The organism is Fusibacter sp. JL298sf-3 (genome assembly GCF_053842995.1).
The window spans coordinates 387023-403760 of record NZ_CM132608.1; the positions used below are offsets into that span (position 1 = coordinate 387023).

The window sequence follows — 16738 nt, forward strand, 5'->3', positions numbered from 1 at the left end:
TTCTATTTAGGAGGCATTACCGTAGCAACGCCTTTTAAAACAACTGTATCCTCTTGATTGGTACAGATGGTTTCTAACTTGAGCTTGTTTTTTTCCACATCGCGTTCGATGACAGTGACTTTGGCTTCAAGCGTGTCGCCAAAGTAAACCGGTGCCGTGAACTTCAGTTCTTGACCCAGATAGATCGTCCCCGGACCCGGGAGTTGTACCCCTAAAACAGCGGAGACGAGTCCCGCTGTGAGCATGCCATGTGCAATTCTGCCCTTAAAACGCGATTGCGACGCCTCTACGGCGTTAATGTGAGCGGGGTTGATATCCCCTGTAATCCCGGCGTACAAATAGACGTCGGTTTCTGTAATCGTCTTTTGAAAAGTGGCGCTGTCGCCAACTTGAATTTGTTCGATGGTTTTGCCTTTCATCTCTTCACCTCTCTACCATAGTTTAAGTTCGGCCGCCTTTTCTTCGAGTTCAGCTCTGAAATCCGGATGTGCTATTTTAATTAAGCGCTTAACGCGCTCGCGTATACTGGTGCCTCTCAGTTCCGCGACGCCGTATTCAGTGACCACAAAGTCGACGTCGTTGCGAGAAAGCGACACCGCCGCCCCTTCAGTGAGCGTCGGCACAATCTTCGATTTTCGCACGCGTTCCCCTGAAACCGGGTCTTTCACCTCCGCAGTGGAATAGAGTGCAATAAAAGACTTGCCGTTTTTAGCGCGTTGCGCACCGATTGCCGTATCGGCCTGTCCACCGGTTCCACTGATTTGGCGTACACCTATGGATTCAGAACAGCATTGTCCTGTGAGGTCGATTTCAACAGAAGTATTGATGGACACCATTCGGTCGTTCTGACCGATAACGTACGGGTCGTTGACATAGCGGCCTCTTAAAATTTCTACGCCGACGTTGTCATCGATAAAATCGTAAAGACGCTTGGTGCCCAGTGCAAACGCACAGACCATTTTTTCTTTGTGCAGTGTTTTGTATTGACCGGAAAGTGCCCCAGCGTGATAAAGGTCAATCATCCCCTCGGTGAACATCTCCGTGTGAATACCCAAATCGCGTTTGTCTTCTAGCGCTTTGGCCACGGCATTTGGAATGCCGCCGATACCGAGTTGTATCGTCGAGCCGTCTTCGATGCGCTCTGCAATATAGGCGCCGATTAAAGCGTCTTTTTCTCCAGTCGGCGCAGTAGGCAACTCCGGCAAGGCGTAATCGGTGTTGACGAAGTAGTCGACCTGAGAAACGTGGACTTGTGTGTCGCCAAAAGTCCTCGGCACATTGGGGTTGATTTCTAAAATAACGGTCTGAGCCCTTTTCAAAATATCTTTTTCATACACATTGCTGATGCCTAGCGAAACGTACCCGTGTGCATCCACTGGGCTACAGTTCCCGATGTACACTTCGGGCACGTGGTAAGCCATCCGCTTAGCCGCTGAGAGATGGAGATGATTAGGGATAAACGTTACGGTGCCGTCCTTGTGGCATTTACGCATGGCGCCACTGTAGAACCAGCCTTCCATTAAAAACGACGTCTTGTAATGGGGATTGGTGAAGAATTCATAGGCGCCCATTGGCAAGCAAGTAATGACCGACACATCTTTTAGGCGATCTGCTTGCGTGTGTAAATCTGACAATATGGCTTTGGGCTCTGCTGCAGCAAGGCCAAAAACCACATGGTCTCCAGACTGAATGCGCCCAATGGCATCTTCTACAGATATCGTTTTGTTCTGAACGGTTTTAAGCATCGCGCTTACCCCCTTTCCCCCAGCGTATTACATTGGCAGCCCATGCGTAGCCTATGCCGGCTGCGATCATGGCCACAATCGACCCGTCTTTTAACTTTCCTTGTTGAGCAGCAAGGTGAATCGACAAAATTTGGTCCACTTGACCTATGTGACCGTAGTCGCTCAAGTAGATACTCTGTGTTTCTGAAAGCCCTAAGAGTTCCAACATTAATTTATGCATAGAGTACTTAAAATGCAGTACTGCCAAGTAATCGAGTTCATCTTTAGACACACCGGACTTTTCAAAAGCCTTGTCGATACAGTGCATCCAGTTTTTCATCGACACGTCGTTTAGACGGTCTTTCATATGTTTCGGCGCCATCAGTCTAAGGGACTTATACGCCTCGTCTAGATTGTCTTTCGTAATGGGGTTTGCCGTGCCGCCGATTTCCACGCCGGCATCGCGCGCCATACTGCCGTCGGACATAATATGCGATTCCAAAAGAAGGTTTTCATCGTGATCGGCTTTCAAAATAAGTGCTCCGGCTCCGGCGCCCAAGTTGAACATCATGCTCATATTGGGGTCGGTATAGTCGACAAAGTCGCCGTTTCGGTAGCCGCCGCAGATGAGAATCGTGTCGATGCTTTCATCTGCCACCAACATGTCCTTGGCAATTTTCATCGCAGATACCGTGGTACAACAGCGGTTTTGTACGTCGATGCCCCAAGCGTTTAACGCACCGATTTTTTCTTGAATGTAAATTGCGGAAGTGGTGAGCGGATACTCTTTCCATTCTTCACCCATACACAACACCACGTCTATAGTCATCGGATCCACCCCAGTTGCTTCGAGACAGTTGAGCGCCGCCTTGACGGCCATTTCCTGAGTGCCGTCCTCTGTACCCGGCAGGGGCTTTTCTCGTATACCAAGTTTTTCAACAACAGCTTCTTCAGTCCAGTGACCTGCTGTCGCTTCTGAAATCGCCTTTGCTGTCATGCGTTGTTCCGGTAAATAAATGCCCGTTCCAACGATGCCCACACGTCTTTTTTCCATGTCATGCCTCCATCAGTTTGATTAAGTTCCTTTGCCCTATAGAAACGCAAAATCGATGCCAAGTTTTTTACGCTGTTTTCCCACATTTCAGGGCTTTGAGCTGTCCAAAAAAAAGACACTGTACACTTATCCTACAAAGAAAGTGTACAGTGTTCAGTACGCTAAAGAGCATGGCGACCATCAATCGACGAAAAAACGCCTAGGCGGTTGCTCACCCCTAGGCGCTATAGACAAACAGGTTACGGCGTCTATCCGTGTAACAACGCCTGTAAATTGTATTTTTCAATTTTTTCATAGAGACTTGTGCGGCTGATTCCGAGGAGTTTTGCCGCTTTGAGTTTGTTGTTTTGAACCGCTTTCAAGCAATTGAGTATCGTACTTTTTTCAACTTCTTCAACAGCGTCTTTCAAACTTGTAATAACGGGCTTAACAGCCGTTTTTTCAACGATTTCAATGGGCTTCTGTACGATGAGATAATGCGGCAAGTGCTGAATTTCAATGGTCTCGCCGTCGGTGAGATTAATGGCGCGTTCGATGATGTTTTCGAGTTCTCTAATGTTGCCGGGCCAGTTGTAGGCCTTAAAGCACTCGAGGGCTTCCACGGTGATGTTGCTGACAAATCGCCCAAGTTGCTTGGAGAGTTTGTCCATAAGCTTAAACGTCAAGCGCTCAATATCGTCTTTCCTAGAGCGCAACGGGGGAACTTCTATGTTAATAACATTGAGTCTGTAATAAAGATCTTCCCTAAATGAGTGGTCGTTCACAGCTTTTTTTAAGTCTTTGTTGGTAGCGGCGATAATGCGACAATCCACTGGAATGGTCTTGGTTCCCCCAATGCGTTCAATTTCTTTTTCCTGAAGGACCCTCAGTATTTTAACCTGCATTTCAAGCGGCATATCGCCGATCTCATCTAAGAAAATCGTCCCGCCTGAGGCGAGTTCAAACTTCCCTATTTTCCCCTGTTTCTTCGCCCCTGTAAAAGCGCCCTCTTCGTACCCGAAGAGCTCTGATTCCAAAAGGTCTTTGGGGATGGCAGCACAATTAATTTTTACAAATGGACCATCGGCATTGGGGCTATCGTTGTGTATAGCATGGGCAAACAATTCTTTTCCCGTACCGCTTTCTCCGATAATCAGGACATTGGAAGACGTTTTTGCCGATCGCGCCGCCATGCGCTTGACCTCTTGCATCGCAGTGGAGTTGCCGACGATGGTCTCCCAAGAGTACTTGGCACCTCTGATGTTCTTAAGCTCATCTTTGTACATGGACAACTTGCCTTCTAAAAGTTTGTTCTTTTCAAGCACTTCCTTCAAAGCCTTTAAGTTGTCAAAGACCACCATGCCGAAGCCATACACCACTTCACCTCTGTCGTCGAGCACCGGGATACGGTGTACAATCCCCGTTTGACCGTTGGAAAATTTGTGTTTGTACGCTATTTCCGGTTGTTTGCTTTTAATGACATAGGGAAAACGCGTGTTGGGATCGATTTCTTTTACACATCGACCGATAATCGCCTCTCTCGGAAGTTCGAGATAATGCGCAAATGCCTCGTTGATCATCACCACTTCTGAACGCTTGTTGACGATAATAAACGGCACAGAAATTGGGTCGAAAATTTGATGCAGCCGGGTTATAAACGTATCGTCGCTTAAAGCGTCTTTTTGACCTTCGTAAAAACTCATACCATCCCCCCTTTATAAAGAGAGGCAATTGTATGAAAAGGTGCTTCATGCAATTGCCTAATGTTTTGCAGTCATTTATGCGCAGTGGCGCATAAATATTAGTCTATCTAAATTATATAGTGCTTTTAACAAAACCACAACATCTTAATGTCATTTCTTTTAAAAAGGCCTTTAGACGATGTTGAAGTCTGCGCCACCTGCTTCCAAAAAACCGAGCACTGCAGCGGTAAAAGCATGGGGTTGTTCGTACATGGAAGCGTGTCCGCAATCCGGTAGTACCAAATAAGTCGCCTTCGGGATGGCCTCGTAAAGCGCTTTTTGAAAAGCAACCGGCGTGATGATGTCTTCTTCAGCCCCTATGACGAGAACAGGCATTTTAAAATTTGAAAGTGCCGCTCTTGCATCGTGCGTCTCGGCACTTTCTACCAGACGGATGAATCCTTCGTACCACTTGGCGTCAAAAGCCTCGGCAAAGAGCGCTTCGCGTTCTCGAAGCCACGTCTTGTTGGCTTCGTAAAACCCCCAAGAGTAAATCGGTGGGATAGTCGCTTTAAAGAACCGCTTGCCGTCATGTGTTCTGGCAGCATCTACCCAGTTGTCGCCGATGGCCTTTAGTTGATCGTTGGTGTACGCGGTGGTGTTGGCCAGTATCAGTCGGTCAATTCGGGTGCTGTGATGTTCAGCCAAATGCATGGCGACTTCGCCCCCATAAGAAATGCCCAGTACTGAAGTCCTCTCAATTGCCAGTGCGTCCAATACAGAAACGACGGCTTCCACCTGAATGGCCTGCGTGTAAGAGTCGTTCAAATAAGCCGACTGACCTTGGTCGAAAAAGTCCATTAGTACGACGCGTAACCGCTTTTCCAAAAAGGGGATAAACGGTAACCAGCTCTTGGTGCTCATCATAATACCGTTGAGAACGAGCAGGGTTTTATCACCTGAACCGTAGACCTCGTAATGTACGGCGTTGCCGTTTACTACTGCTTTAGACATATTACCCTTCCCTTATGATTTCCAGTACTTTTGAAAGTTGATCGACCATTGGGTCGTGACCACAGTTTGGCAAAACGTGCAAAGTTCCGCGATCACCCAGTGCTTCATGGATGCCTTCTGCCATGGCCATCGGCACGACGATGTCGTCTGCACCTTGAACAATGCTCACCGGACATTTGATTTTGTCGATGTCGCCACTGCCCTCAGTGTAGCCGTTATGCGTGTGCGAAATGTTAAAACGCGTCAACGCGTAGTCGATGTCGACGAGATTCCGCTGGAGCAACATCTCATCTAACATGCGGTCGTAAGTGGCTGCATCCGGCTTGTTGCCCGCATTGAATATCGCCATGTCCCACAACGACCTGTAAAAACTCTTATCGCCTCTTTCGATGGCGTCGAGTACCGGTGCTACCTGTACAGGGTCTTTGGCAATTTCCTCTTTCTCGGTTAAGAGTTCCGTCACAATCGGCTGACCGTTGGCGTCTTTCTTAAAGAGCGGGTAGCCGGTGATGCCGACGCTGTCGAGTAGAATCAAGCGCTTGACCAGTTCCGGGTTGTCTGCTGCAAAGTGCATGATAATGCCGCCGCCTGTAGACCACCCCAAGAGCTCAATGTCTTTTAGTCTCAGCGTGTCTACGAAGATTTCTAAGTCTTCACTCAGCGTTTTTAAGGAATCAAAACGCCCTTCATACGATGAGTGTCCGAACCCTCGTAAATCCAATGCGTAAATTTTAAACTCTTCTTCAAGTGCAGTCATGACGTCTCCGAAGAAAAACGACGACGACATATTACCGTGGACGAGTAACAGCGTACGCGCTCCTCGGCCGCCTTCGCGGTAGGCGATGATTTCGTCGCCTACCTGCATTTTTTTCAGTTCAAAGTTTTCCATACGTAACGCCTCACTTTCCTAATCTACTTGTTGAGGATAGAATCGATGCTTTGAAGCGCTTTAAACTCTACCCAAGCACCACTTGGATTTTCCATATCGACTTTAGAAAGGTTCATCTCTTGCGTACCGACGCGTTGGCCGCCACCAAAGTCTATTATACCACCAAATGGGTTTTCAATCGGTGCCGATTCAAGGGCGTCCATGTAGTTTTCCCAAGTAATTTCGCCGTCGACGCGCTTGAGGCCTTCTACAAAGAAATGTGCTGCGATCCAGCCCGTCATGGCAAAGACGTTGTCTGCGTACTCCGGTGTGTACTGTGCAAATGTTTCAAGTGCCTTGGCGCGGTCGCCTTCAAACGATACCCAGCCGTTGCCGTAGACATCGAACTGACCTGCTACTTCGCCTACAAAGGCCTCGGCAATAGTCGGTGAAACGTTGACATACGTTGTGATGACATCAACACCTACATTTTGTGCAGCGAGCTCTTTGATAATGGTTGGAATGGTCGCTTGGATTGCGGCACCGATAATAAAGTCGACCTCTTCTGACTTAATGCTTGTAACTGCTGAAGAAACGTCTGTCGCTCCCGGAGCAACCTGTTGTTTCACAATGTCGACACCGAGTTCTTCCGCCATTTGCTCTGCACCCCAGAGGATGTCTCTACCGGCGTCGTCGTTGGTGTAGATGACACCGATTTTTTTAGCGCCGAAGTCACCTACACCACGGGCTACCATAATTTGTCCCTCTGTTCTGTAAATCGGTTGAACAGGGAAGATGTTTCGACCATCTTCAGCCGCATTTTCAGAGTAGAGTTGACCGATACCCGTTGCGAAATACACTGACGGAATACCGTAAGATTTTAAATCTTCAAGTGTCGCCGCAACAACCGGCGTTCCAAAGTGACCCACGATGGCAAAGACTTTTTCGTCTTCAACAAAGCTCGAAAGCGCCGCTTTTCCTTTTACCGGGTCGAACTCGTCATCAACGTGCTTAAAGACGAGATTGCGACCTTGAATACCACCTTCTTCATTAATCATGTTAAAATACGCTTCAATACCTGCATTAAATGGTACCCCTACTGGCGCAAATGCACCTGAAGTCGCCGCGCTGTTGGCCACGATAATCTCTGTATCGCTTATCCCCTGTGCCCAGTCGCCGGCACTTTCACCTTCAGCACCGCATCCTACCACTGTAAAGAGCAGTGTCGCTACCATCAATAACGCTAGAATTCGTTTCATTTCAAGCCTCCTAATTGGGTTCTTTTTTTATATACAAACGGCTGTCGCCGTTTATACCGGTTAATGGGACGCGCCGAGGTAGGCCTCGATAAGCGTCGGGTCGTCTTTTAAATCACTGGCCTTGCCATGCATCTTAATGCGTCCCACTTCAAGAACATAAGCGTAATCCGCTATTTGAAGTGTTTGAGCCGCATTTTGCTCGACGATGACAACAGTCGTACCAGAAGCTTTGATCTCTTTAACAATGTTCAAAATGTCTTTTACAATAAGTGGCGCCAGCCCGAGAGAGGGTTCGTCGAGAAGCAACACCTTTGGACTGCTCATCAGCGCTCTACCAATGGCCAACATCTGCTGTTCGCCACCTGAGAGCGTAGACGCCATCTGCGTTTTCCGTTCTTTCAGTACCGGAAAATAGCGATAGACTTCTTCCAGATTTTTAGCGACCTTCTTTTTGTCAGATACGGTAAACGCACCGATTTTTAAATTCTCTTCCACAGTAAAGCTTTTGAAGACTTGGCGGCCTTCAGGGGACTGTGCTATGCCGAGTCCGGCTATTTTCTCCGGCGGGCATGCGGTGATGTCTTCGCCATAAAACTTTATCTTGCCTGAAGCCGCTGACACGAGACCAGATAATGCCTTTAGGGTCGATGTCTTGCCGGCACCGTTGGCACCGAGCAAGGCCACGATTTGTCCTTCACCAACGCAGATGTCAATGCCCTTGAGCGCTTCAACAGCCCCATAGGAGATGCACAGTTGCTCCACCGATAAAGCGGTTTTATTTGTGGCCATCTTCAGTCACCTCCATTCCTAAATACGCCTCTTGCACAGCTGCGTTCTTTTTAATTTCGTCCGGTGTCCCTTCTGCAAGCTTTTTTCCAAACGAAATCGCGCAAATTCTGTCACAGACGTCCATCACGAGGCGCATGTCGTGCTCGACCAGTAGAATTGAGCAGTTGTAGGTGTCGCGTATCATACGGATTCTCGCAGCGAGCTCCAACGTCTCTGTATCGTTCAGCCCAGCTGCCGGCTCGTCTAAGATAATGAGTTTGGGGTTTCCTATTAATGTTCGAGCCAGCTCGACTTTCTTTAAAATACCGTATGGCTGTCCTGCCACAAGGGCCTCAGCGCGGTCTTCAATACCAAGTGATGTGAGGATTTCCATAGCCTTTGCCCGCATTGCACGCTCTTCCCTTACCGCAGAAGGTAATTTAAACGCCTGTGCAGCTATAGTGGCCTTAATGTCGGCATGTGCGCCGATGAGCACGTTATCGACGATGCTCAACTCGTGTATGAGTTCGACGTTTTGAAATGTTCTCACAAGGCCTTGCCTGATGATATCGTGTACTTTGTACGACATTAAGTTAATTTGCTCGTCTTGTCTATTTCTAAAATAGACGACGCCGCTGTCTGCTTTATAGAACTGCGTAATACAGTTGAAGGCAGTGGTCTTTCCGGCGCCGTTGGGGCCAATCAGACCGTATATTTCGTTTTCGTTAATAGAAAACGATAAGTTGTCGACAGCTTTTAAGCCGCCAAAGGCAATAGAAAGCCCTTGGATATCTAAAATTTTTGAACGTTTCACGATTGGTCGCCCCCTTTGGTCCATTTTTTAATTTTGGCTTTGATGTCGTGGCCCGCGTGAATCAAACCGCTCGGGTAGAAAATAATCACCAGTATAATTAGGAGCCCGTTGAGCACATAAGACAGCTGATCGAGATACGGTATTTGCTTTAAAAACAAATCCGGCACGGCGAAGACAATAAATGCCCCCAGTAAAGTACCATATATAGACCGTAGACCGCCGATGACAATCATCGCGAGGAAATTTAAGGACAGCTGAAGATTCCAAGTCGTCGGATACGCGTACTTGATAAAGTGAACGTAAAGGACACCGGCGACACTGGCGTAAATTGTCGCTAGCGCGAAAGCGATGAGGCGGTGCTTTAACAAGCTGACGCCCATGGCCTGTGACGCCGCTTCACTGCCCCGCATGGCGTTGAGCGCACGGCCGAGTTTCCCCTTCATCATGTTGTACGTTAAGATCATAATGACAATCATCGTAAAGACGATAAAGTAATACATCGTGGTGCGGTTAAGTTCTAAAAAACCGAATAATGTAGGGTATTCAGCGGTCTTACCGCTAAAGCCATTGGTAAAGAAATCGAACTCTTCAAAAGTCTTTCTTAAAATTTCTCCCACTGCTAAAGTGGCAATGGCGAGGTATATGCCCTCTATGCGCAAAGAGACGAGGCCTACGAGAACGCCGATGACAGTTGAAAGCACTATTGCGCCAATAAAAGCCACTTCAAAAGGCAGGTTCAAGTTCATCGTCAGATACGCAGACGTATACGCCGCAAGCCCCATAAAGCCTGCTGTCCCCAGTGAAATCAAGCCTGAAAAACCCAACAAAATATTGAGGCCCAAGGCCGCGATGGCAAAGATAAATGTGCCGCCGAGTGTAGTAATCATACCAACTTTAATGATTCCAAGCGATGCCAAGGTCGGCACAAGTGCCAGCAAAATGCCCAGAAGAATAAATTGACTGTACGGATTTTTAAGTTTCATGTGGTCACCTAAACTTTCTTTACGATTTTTTTGCCGATGAGCCCATACGGTCTAAAGACCAGGAAACCGAGAATCAGCAAATACAGAATTTGGCCGCCCCATACTGAAGACACATAAAAGAGCAACAGGTTGCGAACGATACCGATAATATAAGCCGCAAGTACCGGACCGTAGAAAGTTTGAAAACCGCCTAAAACAACTGCGACAAGTGCGTTAACTTGTATTTCGTCCATAAGGTTGAGACTGACCGATGTCATCGGCGCCGCCATAACCCCTGAGATAACGCCGAGCACCCCTGCAACGGCCCAAGCACCTAGAGTGACTTTACTCGTCGGCACCCCCATAAGTCGCGCTGTGTGTTCATTTGACGCAGTGGCTCTAACGGCGAGACCCACTTTTGTCTTTTGAAGCGTATAGAAAAGCGCTGCCATAACAACCATACCAAAGGCGATGTTGAACAGGCCGTTGTACGAAATGCTCGCCCCAAACAGCGAGATGTTATTAGAGTTAATGAGCCTCGGTAAGTTCAACGGATCGACACCGAAAAACAATGGGGTTATCCCGAGGATAATCATAACCAGCCCCAGTGTGATGATTTGCTTCGCCACCGGTGCAACTTTTTTCGTACGTCTAATGACCACGAAGTCAATTAGAAAGCCGATGAGTATGGCGCTGACGATACCGCCAAATATGGCAAGTGGCAGCGGCAAATTTAAACTTCTAAAAAGAAATGTCACCACAAAGGTGTTGAACATCGCGACGACCCCTTGGGAAAAGTTCGTGATGTTAGAGGTACGCATGACAATGATAATCCCCAATGACGCCAATGCGTAAATGCTCCCCGTTTCTAAGCTACGGAGTATAACTTGTAAAAATGTGCTCACAAGGACACCTCAACTTTCATAGAATAATGGAGAAACGCCGTATGTTGCCTACCCTACTGTCACCACCTCTCTTTGTCGACGCTTCTATCAAAATATCGTTTTGATGGCAATGTTATACGCAATAACGATGCCAAATGTTAAATTTCTATAAACAAGCGTGTTCACAATGGCGTTTGGTGTATTCATATGCATACAATAAGTTGTAAGATTTTTCGGATTTGTTCATTTTGTTGACACATTCTTGTTCACTTCTTGAACACGTGTTAAGCAACTTTTTATAAATTTTAAAGCACTTGTAAACACAATTATGGTAAACTGTCTATAATAGGGAATATCAATTTATTGGAGGCGAACATTATGATGAGGAAAGAATTAAAGCAAAGCGCAAAAGACTTTTTGCGCCGTCGCTACTGGTTGGCTTTTGCAGTCAGTTTAATACTGACGATAATCGGTGCAGATTCAAGAGCACCTGAGTTCAATTTTGACATTGGGAACAACACCCCAGTGATCAATCGATACGTTTCACAACCGTCAAACGATTGGATTGACGAAGGACTCTCCGGCAACTTAAATGAAGAAGCATTATTTAGAAGTATTTCTCCGGGCAAGTACAGTGCCGTTATCGCCCTGGTAACGACCTCAATCATCATCATGCTCTTGATTGCCTTGGCACTAGGCGTATTTGTCTTTAATCCACTGATTGTTGGCGGCCGAAGATTTTACGTCAACGGCATCGACAACGAACAAGAACGCTTTGGCGATTTAGGCTATGTCTTTGGTTCTGGAAATTATCTCAACGTCGTTAAGACACTATTTTTGAGGAGCGTGTTTATCATTGCCTGGACGTTGTTGCTGATTATTCCGGGGATTATCAAGTCCTACGCTTACCGCTTTGTGCCGTATATTATGGCTCAAAATCCAGAGATGTCAGCGATGCGCGCTATTGAACTGAGCAAAGAAATGACTGACGGCGAAAAATGGGATATGTTCGTCCTCGACCTGTCGTTTATCGGCTGGTACCTTTTGGGCGCACTTCTCCTCGGCATCGGTACCCTCTTTGTTCACCCATACTACGATGCCACTCAAGCGCAACTCTATACGAGCTTGAGAAATTCTGCCCTTTCTAGAAAACTCTGTACCCATTCAGAGCTCAACATGGAAGTGGCTGCCTTCGACGATTCAGAAGACGATTGGTATGCTTTCGAATAAGCGCCCACAATTTAACCACATTAAAAGGAGACCCAATGGGTCTCCTTTTAATGTGGCATCAAGATTGAACAAAAAACTTTCTGCGAAGCGCATGACAAAAGGTGTTGAGAATCTCTTACTCTTTTTTAAACACTTTTTCTCCAGCGTCATCACTTTGTAAAACCAATTGTCCCTTGTCGTCTATTTCAAATTCTATCACGTCATCGTCGGCGACAACAAGGGTAATGGTGTCTTCCTCTACTGTAAACGTTCCGGTAGGTCTGTAACTTACAACCATCGCCGGCGCGTACTCGTAGGTCATGTCGTCATTGAGTTGCACCCACGCGTAATCCGGTGACGCTTCTGTTTTGTAAACATACCGCCCGTAAATCTCATTTTTACCGCATGCGGTAAGCAACAAGACCAACAATAGACAAAAGATGGTACACACTTTACTGTTCATGTAACCTTGCCTCCTTTTCTATTCCCATTGGTTGAGGACCGACATTTTTCGGCCAATAGATAATGTATTTTACTGAGCTGTCGTAAGTAACCGTACCTGCATAGGAAACATTTTTGTAAGAGTGCTCATTGGTCCATATTTTATAATCGGGACTGCTGTACTTATAAGTCAGCACATTGGTACCACCTGGCTTGTGCTGCCACTTATCACCTGTTAACCGCATAAAGTGATAATCTTCATTGCCTTTTCGAATACAAATTCCCGTTTCAAAATTTGCGAGGTTGGTCGGCTTCCGATCGGTGTAATAGGCCCAATAGCCTTGAGTCTCTAAATCGTCTACCACGAGATCCGCCATTTTATCTATAGAAAGTGCCATGCTGAAGTTTTGATTGCTGTAATGACCCGGATTGACAAAATTAGAGAAGTTAAAAGTGGCATACCCATAACAGTTGTAATTCTTATAGCTGTCCTTCCACGTGCCGTAAACGGTGCTGTCTTTTAATGTGTAGGCCGATGCCGCACGCATACGCGTATTGAGCAAACCATCTTTTGCCATGGCTTCTCGAACGGTCTGAGCGTATCCCCTTAAAGCGGTGTAATTGTATGGGTAGACATCGTTAGGGTACACATACGATTCCGCCATAATACGTTCTGTTAACTGACCAATATCTTCAATATACGCGAGTTCTTCCGGAATTTCAATACCGTGTGAAGCGATAAACGCGTCGCCATCGCTTGTTGCTGCGTAATGAGGTGCAGAACAGAGCACCAGTGCCACCAAGAGCGTAAAAGCAAAAATCTTTTTAAACTGCATAACAAACCTCCTATTCACAAATGTTTTTTTAACGACACTATAATAACGTTTCAACACGGGCTTTTCTTACAGGTTTTGTATTACAATTCAATGACATTTTTTCTCATTTTCTTTTTTGTAGCTGGTCTCGGTGTCAACAAGCGGAATTTTGGTATACTAAACTTATCCGTTATCTAAGGTATGTAGAGGAGGCCTCAATGAAACACGAATGGAGAAAACATGAAAAACTTTTTTACGGTGCTAAGACAACCCCCGAATGCGTCGATATCCCTTCCTTTAAGTTCTTTACCATCAGCGGTACCGGACGTCCTGATGCCCCGGAGTTCGCTGAAAAAGTCGAAGCACTCTACGCCCTGTCCTATGCGATTCGCATGATGCCTAAAACCGGAGTTGTACCTGAAGGCTACTTTGAGTACACCGTTTACCCCCTTGAAGGCATCTGGGATTTAACAGAAAGAGGTCGCAAGTTCGAGACACTCAAAAAAGAAGAACTCGTTTACACGCTTATGATTCGACAGCCGTTTTTTGTCACTGAGACACTCTTTCAAAGTGCGCAGGAAAAAACTTTTCAAAAGAAGAAAAACCCCGCTATAAAAAAAATCGCCTTCGAGACGATTGCTGAAGGGTTGTGTGTTCAGGCACTGCACAAAGGGCCCTTTGAATCAGAGCGCGAGACTTTTGAAAAAATGCGCGCTTTTGTCGATGCCGAACAGTTGTGCATTCGGACTTTGGCTCATCGAGAAATTTACTTATCCGACTTTAGAAAAACAGCCCCTGAAAATCTTAAGACTGTACTCAGATGGCGCGTTGCACCACTTTCATCTGTCTAGCCCTTTCCTACAGTAAGCAACCCATCTGCTTACTGTAACAAGAGTTGAGCCAAAAAACTTACCGCGAATATTCAACGCGGAAAGCTTTCAGCGAAAATCGGTTAGGGATGCCGAGGGCACTACTAATGTTCATTCAACAGCTAATTTTCTCCCCCCACTATTTTACAACATATTTTTAGTTGAACTCTATGGCCAAATATGCTACACTTTCAATAAATAACAGTTGTAATTTATTGAAAGTTGAAAAGAGGCCCCTATGCAAACAAAAAAAGAAACCGTAGAAGAAGCGCTGTTAAAAGCTGCTGAAGCGGAATTTTACGAGAAAGGCTTTGAAAAGGCATCTCTCAGAACAATTGTGAAAGCCGCAGGCACCACAACTGGCAACTTCTACAATTACTTTAAAGACAAACAAAGTATCTTCAATGCCCTAGTCGCAGAGGTCGCTCTACAGCTCGAGCAGTTGCTGGACCACCATGAGGACCATGGGCGCCCCGATGAACTGTGGCAAGTACAGGATATCACCATTTGGAGAAATACACTCAAACCATTTTTTGCTGCGTTAATGCCCGTCTTTGACAAGCGCGTGGTTTTATTGCTCGAATGCAGTGACGGCACCCCTTACGCAGGGACGAAAGCCACTGTAACGCGCTTACTGGCCGAACACTTTGAATCTCACATCCAACGGTTTGCACCGGAATACCCTATGCCCGAAATGGGCGCGATTTTAGCGGCACTCACCCTCGACGGTATTGTGGCCATTATAAAAACGCATGCCGAAACTTCAAAATGTACCGACCTCATCGTCGAACACATCCTATTTGTCGCTTTAGGCACGATGGGACTTCTATCTGAGAAAGGAGATGCGTCATGTTAACCGTTAAATCCCTGAGTTTTCAATACCCCAAAAGCAAAACTGAAGCCGTTAAAGCGGTAGACTTCGCCATAGAAAGTGGTGAGATATTCGGTTTTCTTGGGCCGAGCGGTGCCGGAAAAACCACTACCCAAAAGCTGTTAATCGGTCTGTTGAGAGGCTATAGCGGTTCTATTCAAATTCTGGGAAAAGAACGTGCCGAATGGCGGAACGATTTCTACGAGCACGTCGGCGTGGCATTTGACTTCCCCAATCTTTACACCAAATTGTCTGCACGTGAAAATTTGAAGCTGATTGCATCGTATTACAGCGGTCCGACAGCTTCTATCGACGACTTACTCGATCAAGTCGGCCTTTTAAAAGACGCCGATCAAAAAGTCGAAGGGTACTCCAAAGGCATGAAAATGCGCCTCAACTTCATTAGGGCGTTGCTGCACAAGCCGAAACTGCTCTTTTTAGATGAGCCGACTTCCGGCCTCGACCCCGTCAATGCCAAAATTGTCAAAGACATGATTGCCGACTTAAAATCGGAGGGCAAAACGGTTTTCATTACCACACACAACATGACCGTCGCCGAACAACTTTGCGACCGCGTGGCATTTATCCACAATGGCGCCATCAGCACTATCGACAGTCCGCTCACTCTAAAAAAACTGCACGGCAGTCCCGTCGTCGACGTGACTTATCTCGAGGAAGGTTTAGAGGAAACGGCAGAATTTCCACTGGAGACGCTTGGGACAAACGCGGCATTTGTCAAACTCATTCAAAGCAAGCCCATTGTACGCATCCACAGTGGTGAAACGACACTGGAAGACATTTTTATCAAACTCACTGGGAGGGCCCTCCAATGAAAGCTTTTTTAAACGCGCTTAAAAGCGACAGTCGGTTTCAACTAAAACAAGGCTTTTATACCATCTATGCCGTAGTAGCCGTCTTGTACATCATCATTTTGAGATGGCTACCTCTCAGTTGGCGCCTCGAAGTGATGCCGTTTGTTCTCTTTACAGATCCCAGCGTCCTCGGACTGTTTTTTATCGGCGGTATCCTGCTCCTCGAAAAGCAACAAGGCATCGTCGACCTCGTACACGTCACGCCGCTCAAGACTTCGCATTACCTTTATGCAAAACTTTTGAGCCTCGCGACTCTAGGGCTGTTTGTCAGCCTAGTTATTACTGCGGCCGTCGGCGCTTCTGTCGCCTATATCCCTTTGGTTCTCGGTATCGTTACGACCTCGATTCTGTTTACGGCCCTCGGCGTTTTTATTGTGACGCGCGCCACGTCTCTCAACGCTTTTTTTATGTACATGATTCCGGTGACTCTCGTCGCCATGACGCCTTGTTTTCTAATCTACTCGCCTTACGACAGCTTTTGGCTGAATCTGTTGCCCAGTGTTGCAGGGTTTAGGCTCGTCTACGGTGCCTTCCACGGTATTCAGTGGGGGGAAAGCCTCTTTTGTACGCTGTGGTTGGTGGGCATCGACCTGTTGCTCGTCCAGAAAATGGTTCGCGTTTACCTGACCAAAATGGTCTATGGAGAATAGGAG

18 protein-coding genes are annotated in these 16738 nt (G+C 46.7%); 5 read left to right on the forward strand and 13 right to left on the reverse strand.

Annotated features, from left to right (window positions below; genetic code table 11):
- Positions 1-2 precede the first annotated feature (2 nt).
- From ACR6HW_RS01910 to ACR6HW_RS01960, 11 genes are all read right to left on the reverse strand, one after another.
- Positions 3-419, reverse strand: coding sequence for a MaoC family dehydratase (locus ACR6HW_RS01910; protein WP_455729483.1), 417 nt, complete (start codon positions 417-419; stop codon positions 3-5).
- Positions 420-431: 12 nt separating this feature from the next.
- Entirely contained in the window at positions 432-1745 is a 1314-nt protein-coding gene (locus tag ACR6HW_RS01915; protein WP_455729484.1) for an acetyl-CoA hydrolase/transferase family protein, read from the reverse strand.
- Complete coding sequence (locus ACR6HW_RS01920) at positions 1738-2778, reverse strand: 3-oxoacyl-ACP synthase (RefSeq protein WP_455729485.1); 1041 nt, start codon at positions 2776-2778, stop codon at positions 1738-1740. Before ACR6HW_RS01920 ends, ACR6HW_RS01915 begins: the two co-directional genes overlap by 8 nt.
- 248 nt (positions 2779-3026) lie before the next feature.
- Entirely contained in the window at positions 3027-4460 is a 1434-nt protein-coding gene (locus ACR6HW_RS01925) for a sigma-54 interaction domain-containing protein (protein ID WP_455729486.1), read from the reverse strand.
- A gap of 171 nt (positions 4461-4631) precedes the next feature.
- Complete coding sequence (locus ACR6HW_RS01930; protein ID WP_455729487.1) at positions 4632-5453, reverse strand: alpha/beta fold hydrolase; 822 nt, start codon at positions 5451-5453, stop codon at positions 4632-4634.
- Between the two features lies 1 nt (position 5454).
- Positions 5455-6342, reverse strand: coding sequence for an intracellular short-chain-length polyhydroxyalkanoate depolymerase (gene phaZ / locus ACR6HW_RS01935; RefSeq protein ID WP_455729488.1), 888 nt, complete (start codon positions 6340-6342; stop codon positions 5455-5457).
- Positions 6343-6365: 23 nt separating this feature from the next.
- A complete protein-coding gene (locus ACR6HW_RS01940; protein WP_455729489.1) occupies positions 6366-7580 on the reverse strand; it encodes an ABC transporter substrate-binding protein in 1215 nt (404 codons plus the stop codon).
- 60 nt (positions 7581-7640) lie between these two features.
- Entirely contained in the window at positions 7641-8369 is a 729-nt protein-coding gene (locus ACR6HW_RS01945; RefSeq protein WP_455729490.1) for an ABC transporter ATP-binding protein, read from the reverse strand.
- The gene (locus ACR6HW_RS01950; RefSeq protein WP_455729491.1) at positions 8356-9162 is read right to left on the reverse strand and encodes an ABC transporter ATP-binding protein; all 807 of its coding nucleotides are present in this window, start codon (positions 9160-9162) and stop codon (positions 8356-8358) included. Before ACR6HW_RS01950 ends, ACR6HW_RS01945 begins: the two co-directional genes overlap by 14 nt.
- Positions 9159-10145 carry a branched-chain amino acid ABC transporter permease gene (locus ACR6HW_RS01955; RefSeq protein ID WP_455729492.1) on the reverse strand — a complete coding sequence of 329 codons (987 nt, stop codon included), beginning with the start codon at positions 10143-10145 and terminating at the stop codon, positions 9159-9161. Before ACR6HW_RS01955 ends, ACR6HW_RS01950 begins: the two co-directional genes overlap by 4 nt.
- An 8-nt stretch (positions 10146-10153) precedes the next feature.
- Complete coding sequence (locus ACR6HW_RS01960; RefSeq protein ID WP_455729493.1) at positions 10154-11029, reverse strand: branched-chain amino acid ABC transporter permease; 876 nt, start codon at positions 11027-11029, stop codon at positions 10154-10156.
- Positions 11030-11386: 357 nt separating this feature from the next.
- On the opposite strand from ACR6HW_RS01960, the gene ACR6HW_RS01965 reads away from it, so the two are divergent.
- Positions 11387-12238: a DUF975 family protein gene (locus ACR6HW_RS01965; RefSeq protein ID WP_455729494.1), complete on the forward strand. Its 852-nt coding sequence runs from the start codon at positions 11387-11389 to the stop codon at positions 12236-12238.
- A 115-nt stretch (positions 12239-12353) separates the two neighbouring features.
- On the opposite strand, the gene ACR6HW_RS01970 is transcribed toward ACR6HW_RS01965, so the two are convergent.
- Both ACR6HW_RS01970 and ACR6HW_RS01975 read right to left on the reverse strand, forming a co-directional pair.
- Positions 12354-12680, reverse strand: coding sequence for a hypothetical protein (locus ACR6HW_RS01970; RefSeq protein ID WP_455729495.1), 327 nt, complete (start codon positions 12678-12680; stop codon positions 12354-12356).
- On the reverse strand, positions 12670-13494 hold the full coding sequence (locus ACR6HW_RS01975; RefSeq protein ID WP_455729496.1) for a hypothetical protein: 825 nt from the start codon (positions 13492-13494) through the stop codon (positions 12670-12672). Before ACR6HW_RS01975 ends, ACR6HW_RS01970 begins: the two co-directional genes overlap by 11 nt.
- Positions 13495-13691: 197 nt before the next feature.
- Between ACR6HW_RS01975 and ACR6HW_RS01980 the strand changes: the two genes are divergently transcribed.
- The 4 genes from ACR6HW_RS01980 to ACR6HW_RS01995 all read left to right on the forward strand — a co-directional run bounded on the left by ACR6HW_RS01980 (position 13692) and on the right by ACR6HW_RS01995 (position 16735).
- Positions 13692-14324 (forward strand): GyrI-like domain-containing protein, encoded by a 633-nt coding sequence (locus tag ACR6HW_RS01980; protein ID WP_455729497.1) that lies wholly within the window; start codon positions 13692-13694, stop codon positions 14322-14324.
- A gap of 256 nt (positions 14325-14580) precedes the next feature.
- Positions 14581-15198 (forward strand): TetR/AcrR family transcriptional regulator, encoded by a 618-nt coding sequence (locus ACR6HW_RS01985; RefSeq protein WP_455729498.1) that lies wholly within the window; start codon positions 14581-14583, stop codon positions 15196-15198.
- A complete protein-coding gene (locus ACR6HW_RS01990) occupies positions 15192-16046 on the forward strand; it encodes an ABC transporter ATP-binding protein (protein WP_455729499.1) in 855 nt (284 codons plus the stop codon). Before ACR6HW_RS01985 ends, ACR6HW_RS01990 begins: the two co-directional genes overlap by 7 nt.
- Positions 16043-16735: a fluoroquinolone export ABC transporter permease subunit gene (locus ACR6HW_RS01995; protein ID WP_455729500.1), complete on the forward strand. Its 693-nt coding sequence runs from the start codon at positions 16043-16045 to the stop codon at positions 16733-16735. The genes ACR6HW_RS01990 and ACR6HW_RS01995 overlap by 4 nt, the downstream gene beginning before the upstream one ends.
- The last annotated feature ends 3 nt before the right edge of the window (positions 16736-16738 follow it).

Bases quoted from the DNA above. Each gene is read 5' to 3' on its own strand.
- ACR6HW_RS01910 (WP_455729483.1), bottom strand. From the start codon at position 419: ATGAAAGGCAAAACCATCGAACAAATTCAAGTTGGCGACAGCGCCACT.
- ACR6HW_RS01915 (WP_455729484.1), bottom strand. From the start codon at position 1,745: ATGCTTAAAACCGTTCAGAACAAAACGATATCTGTAGAAGATGCCATT.
- ACR6HW_RS01920 (WP_455729485.1), bottom strand. From the start codon at position 2,778: ATGGAAAAAAGACGTGTGGGCATCGTTGGAACGGGCATTTATTTACCG.
- ACR6HW_RS01925 (WP_455729486.1), bottom strand. From the start codon at position 4,460: ATGAGTTTTTACGAAGGTCAAAAAGACGCTTTAAGCGACGATACGTTT.
- ACR6HW_RS01930 (WP_455729487.1), bottom strand. From the start codon at position 5,453: ATGTCTAAAGCAGTAGTAAACGGCAACGCCGTACATTACGAGGTCTAC.
- phaZ (WP_455729488.1), bottom strand. From the start codon at position 6,342: ATGGAAAACTTTGAACTGAAAAAAATGCAGGTAGGCGACGAAATCATC.
- ACR6HW_RS01940 (WP_455729489.1), bottom strand. From the start codon at position 7,580: ATGAAACGAATTCTAGCGTTATTGATGGTAGCGACACTGCTCTTTACA.
- ACR6HW_RS01945 (WP_455729490.1), bottom strand. From the start codon at position 8,369: ATGGCCACAAATAAAACCGCTTTATCGGTGGAGCAACTGTGCATCTCC.
- ACR6HW_RS01955 (WP_455729492.1), bottom strand. From the start codon at position 10,145: ATGAAACTTAAAAATCCGTACAGTCAATTTATTCTTCTGGGCATTTTG.
- ACR6HW_RS01965 (WP_455729494.1), top strand. From the start codon at position 11,387: ATGATGAGGAAAGAATTAAAGCAAAGCGCAAAAGACTTTTTGCGCCGT.
- ACR6HW_RS01970 (WP_455729495.1), bottom strand. From the start codon at position 12,680: ATGAACAGTAAAGTGTGTACCATCTTTTGTCTATTGTTGGTCTTGTTG.
- ACR6HW_RS01975 (WP_455729496.1), bottom strand. From the start codon at position 13,494: ATGCAGTTTAAAAAGATTTTTGCTTTTACGCTCTTGGTGGCACTGGTG.
- ACR6HW_RS01980 (WP_455729497.1), top strand. From the start codon at position 13,692: ATGAAACACGAATGGAGAAAACATGAAAAACTTTTTTACGGTGCTAAG.
- ACR6HW_RS01985 (WP_455729498.1), top strand. From the start codon at position 14,581: ATGCAAACAAAAAAAGAAACCGTAGAAGAAGCGCTGTTAAAAGCTGCT.
- ACR6HW_RS01990 (WP_455729499.1), top strand. From the start codon at position 15,192: ATGTTAACCGTTAAATCCCTGAGTTTTCAATACCCCAAAAGCAAAACT.
- ACR6HW_RS01995 (WP_455729500.1), top strand. From the start codon at position 16,043: ATGAAAGCTTTTTTAAACGCGCTTAAAAGCGACAGTCGGTTTCAACTA.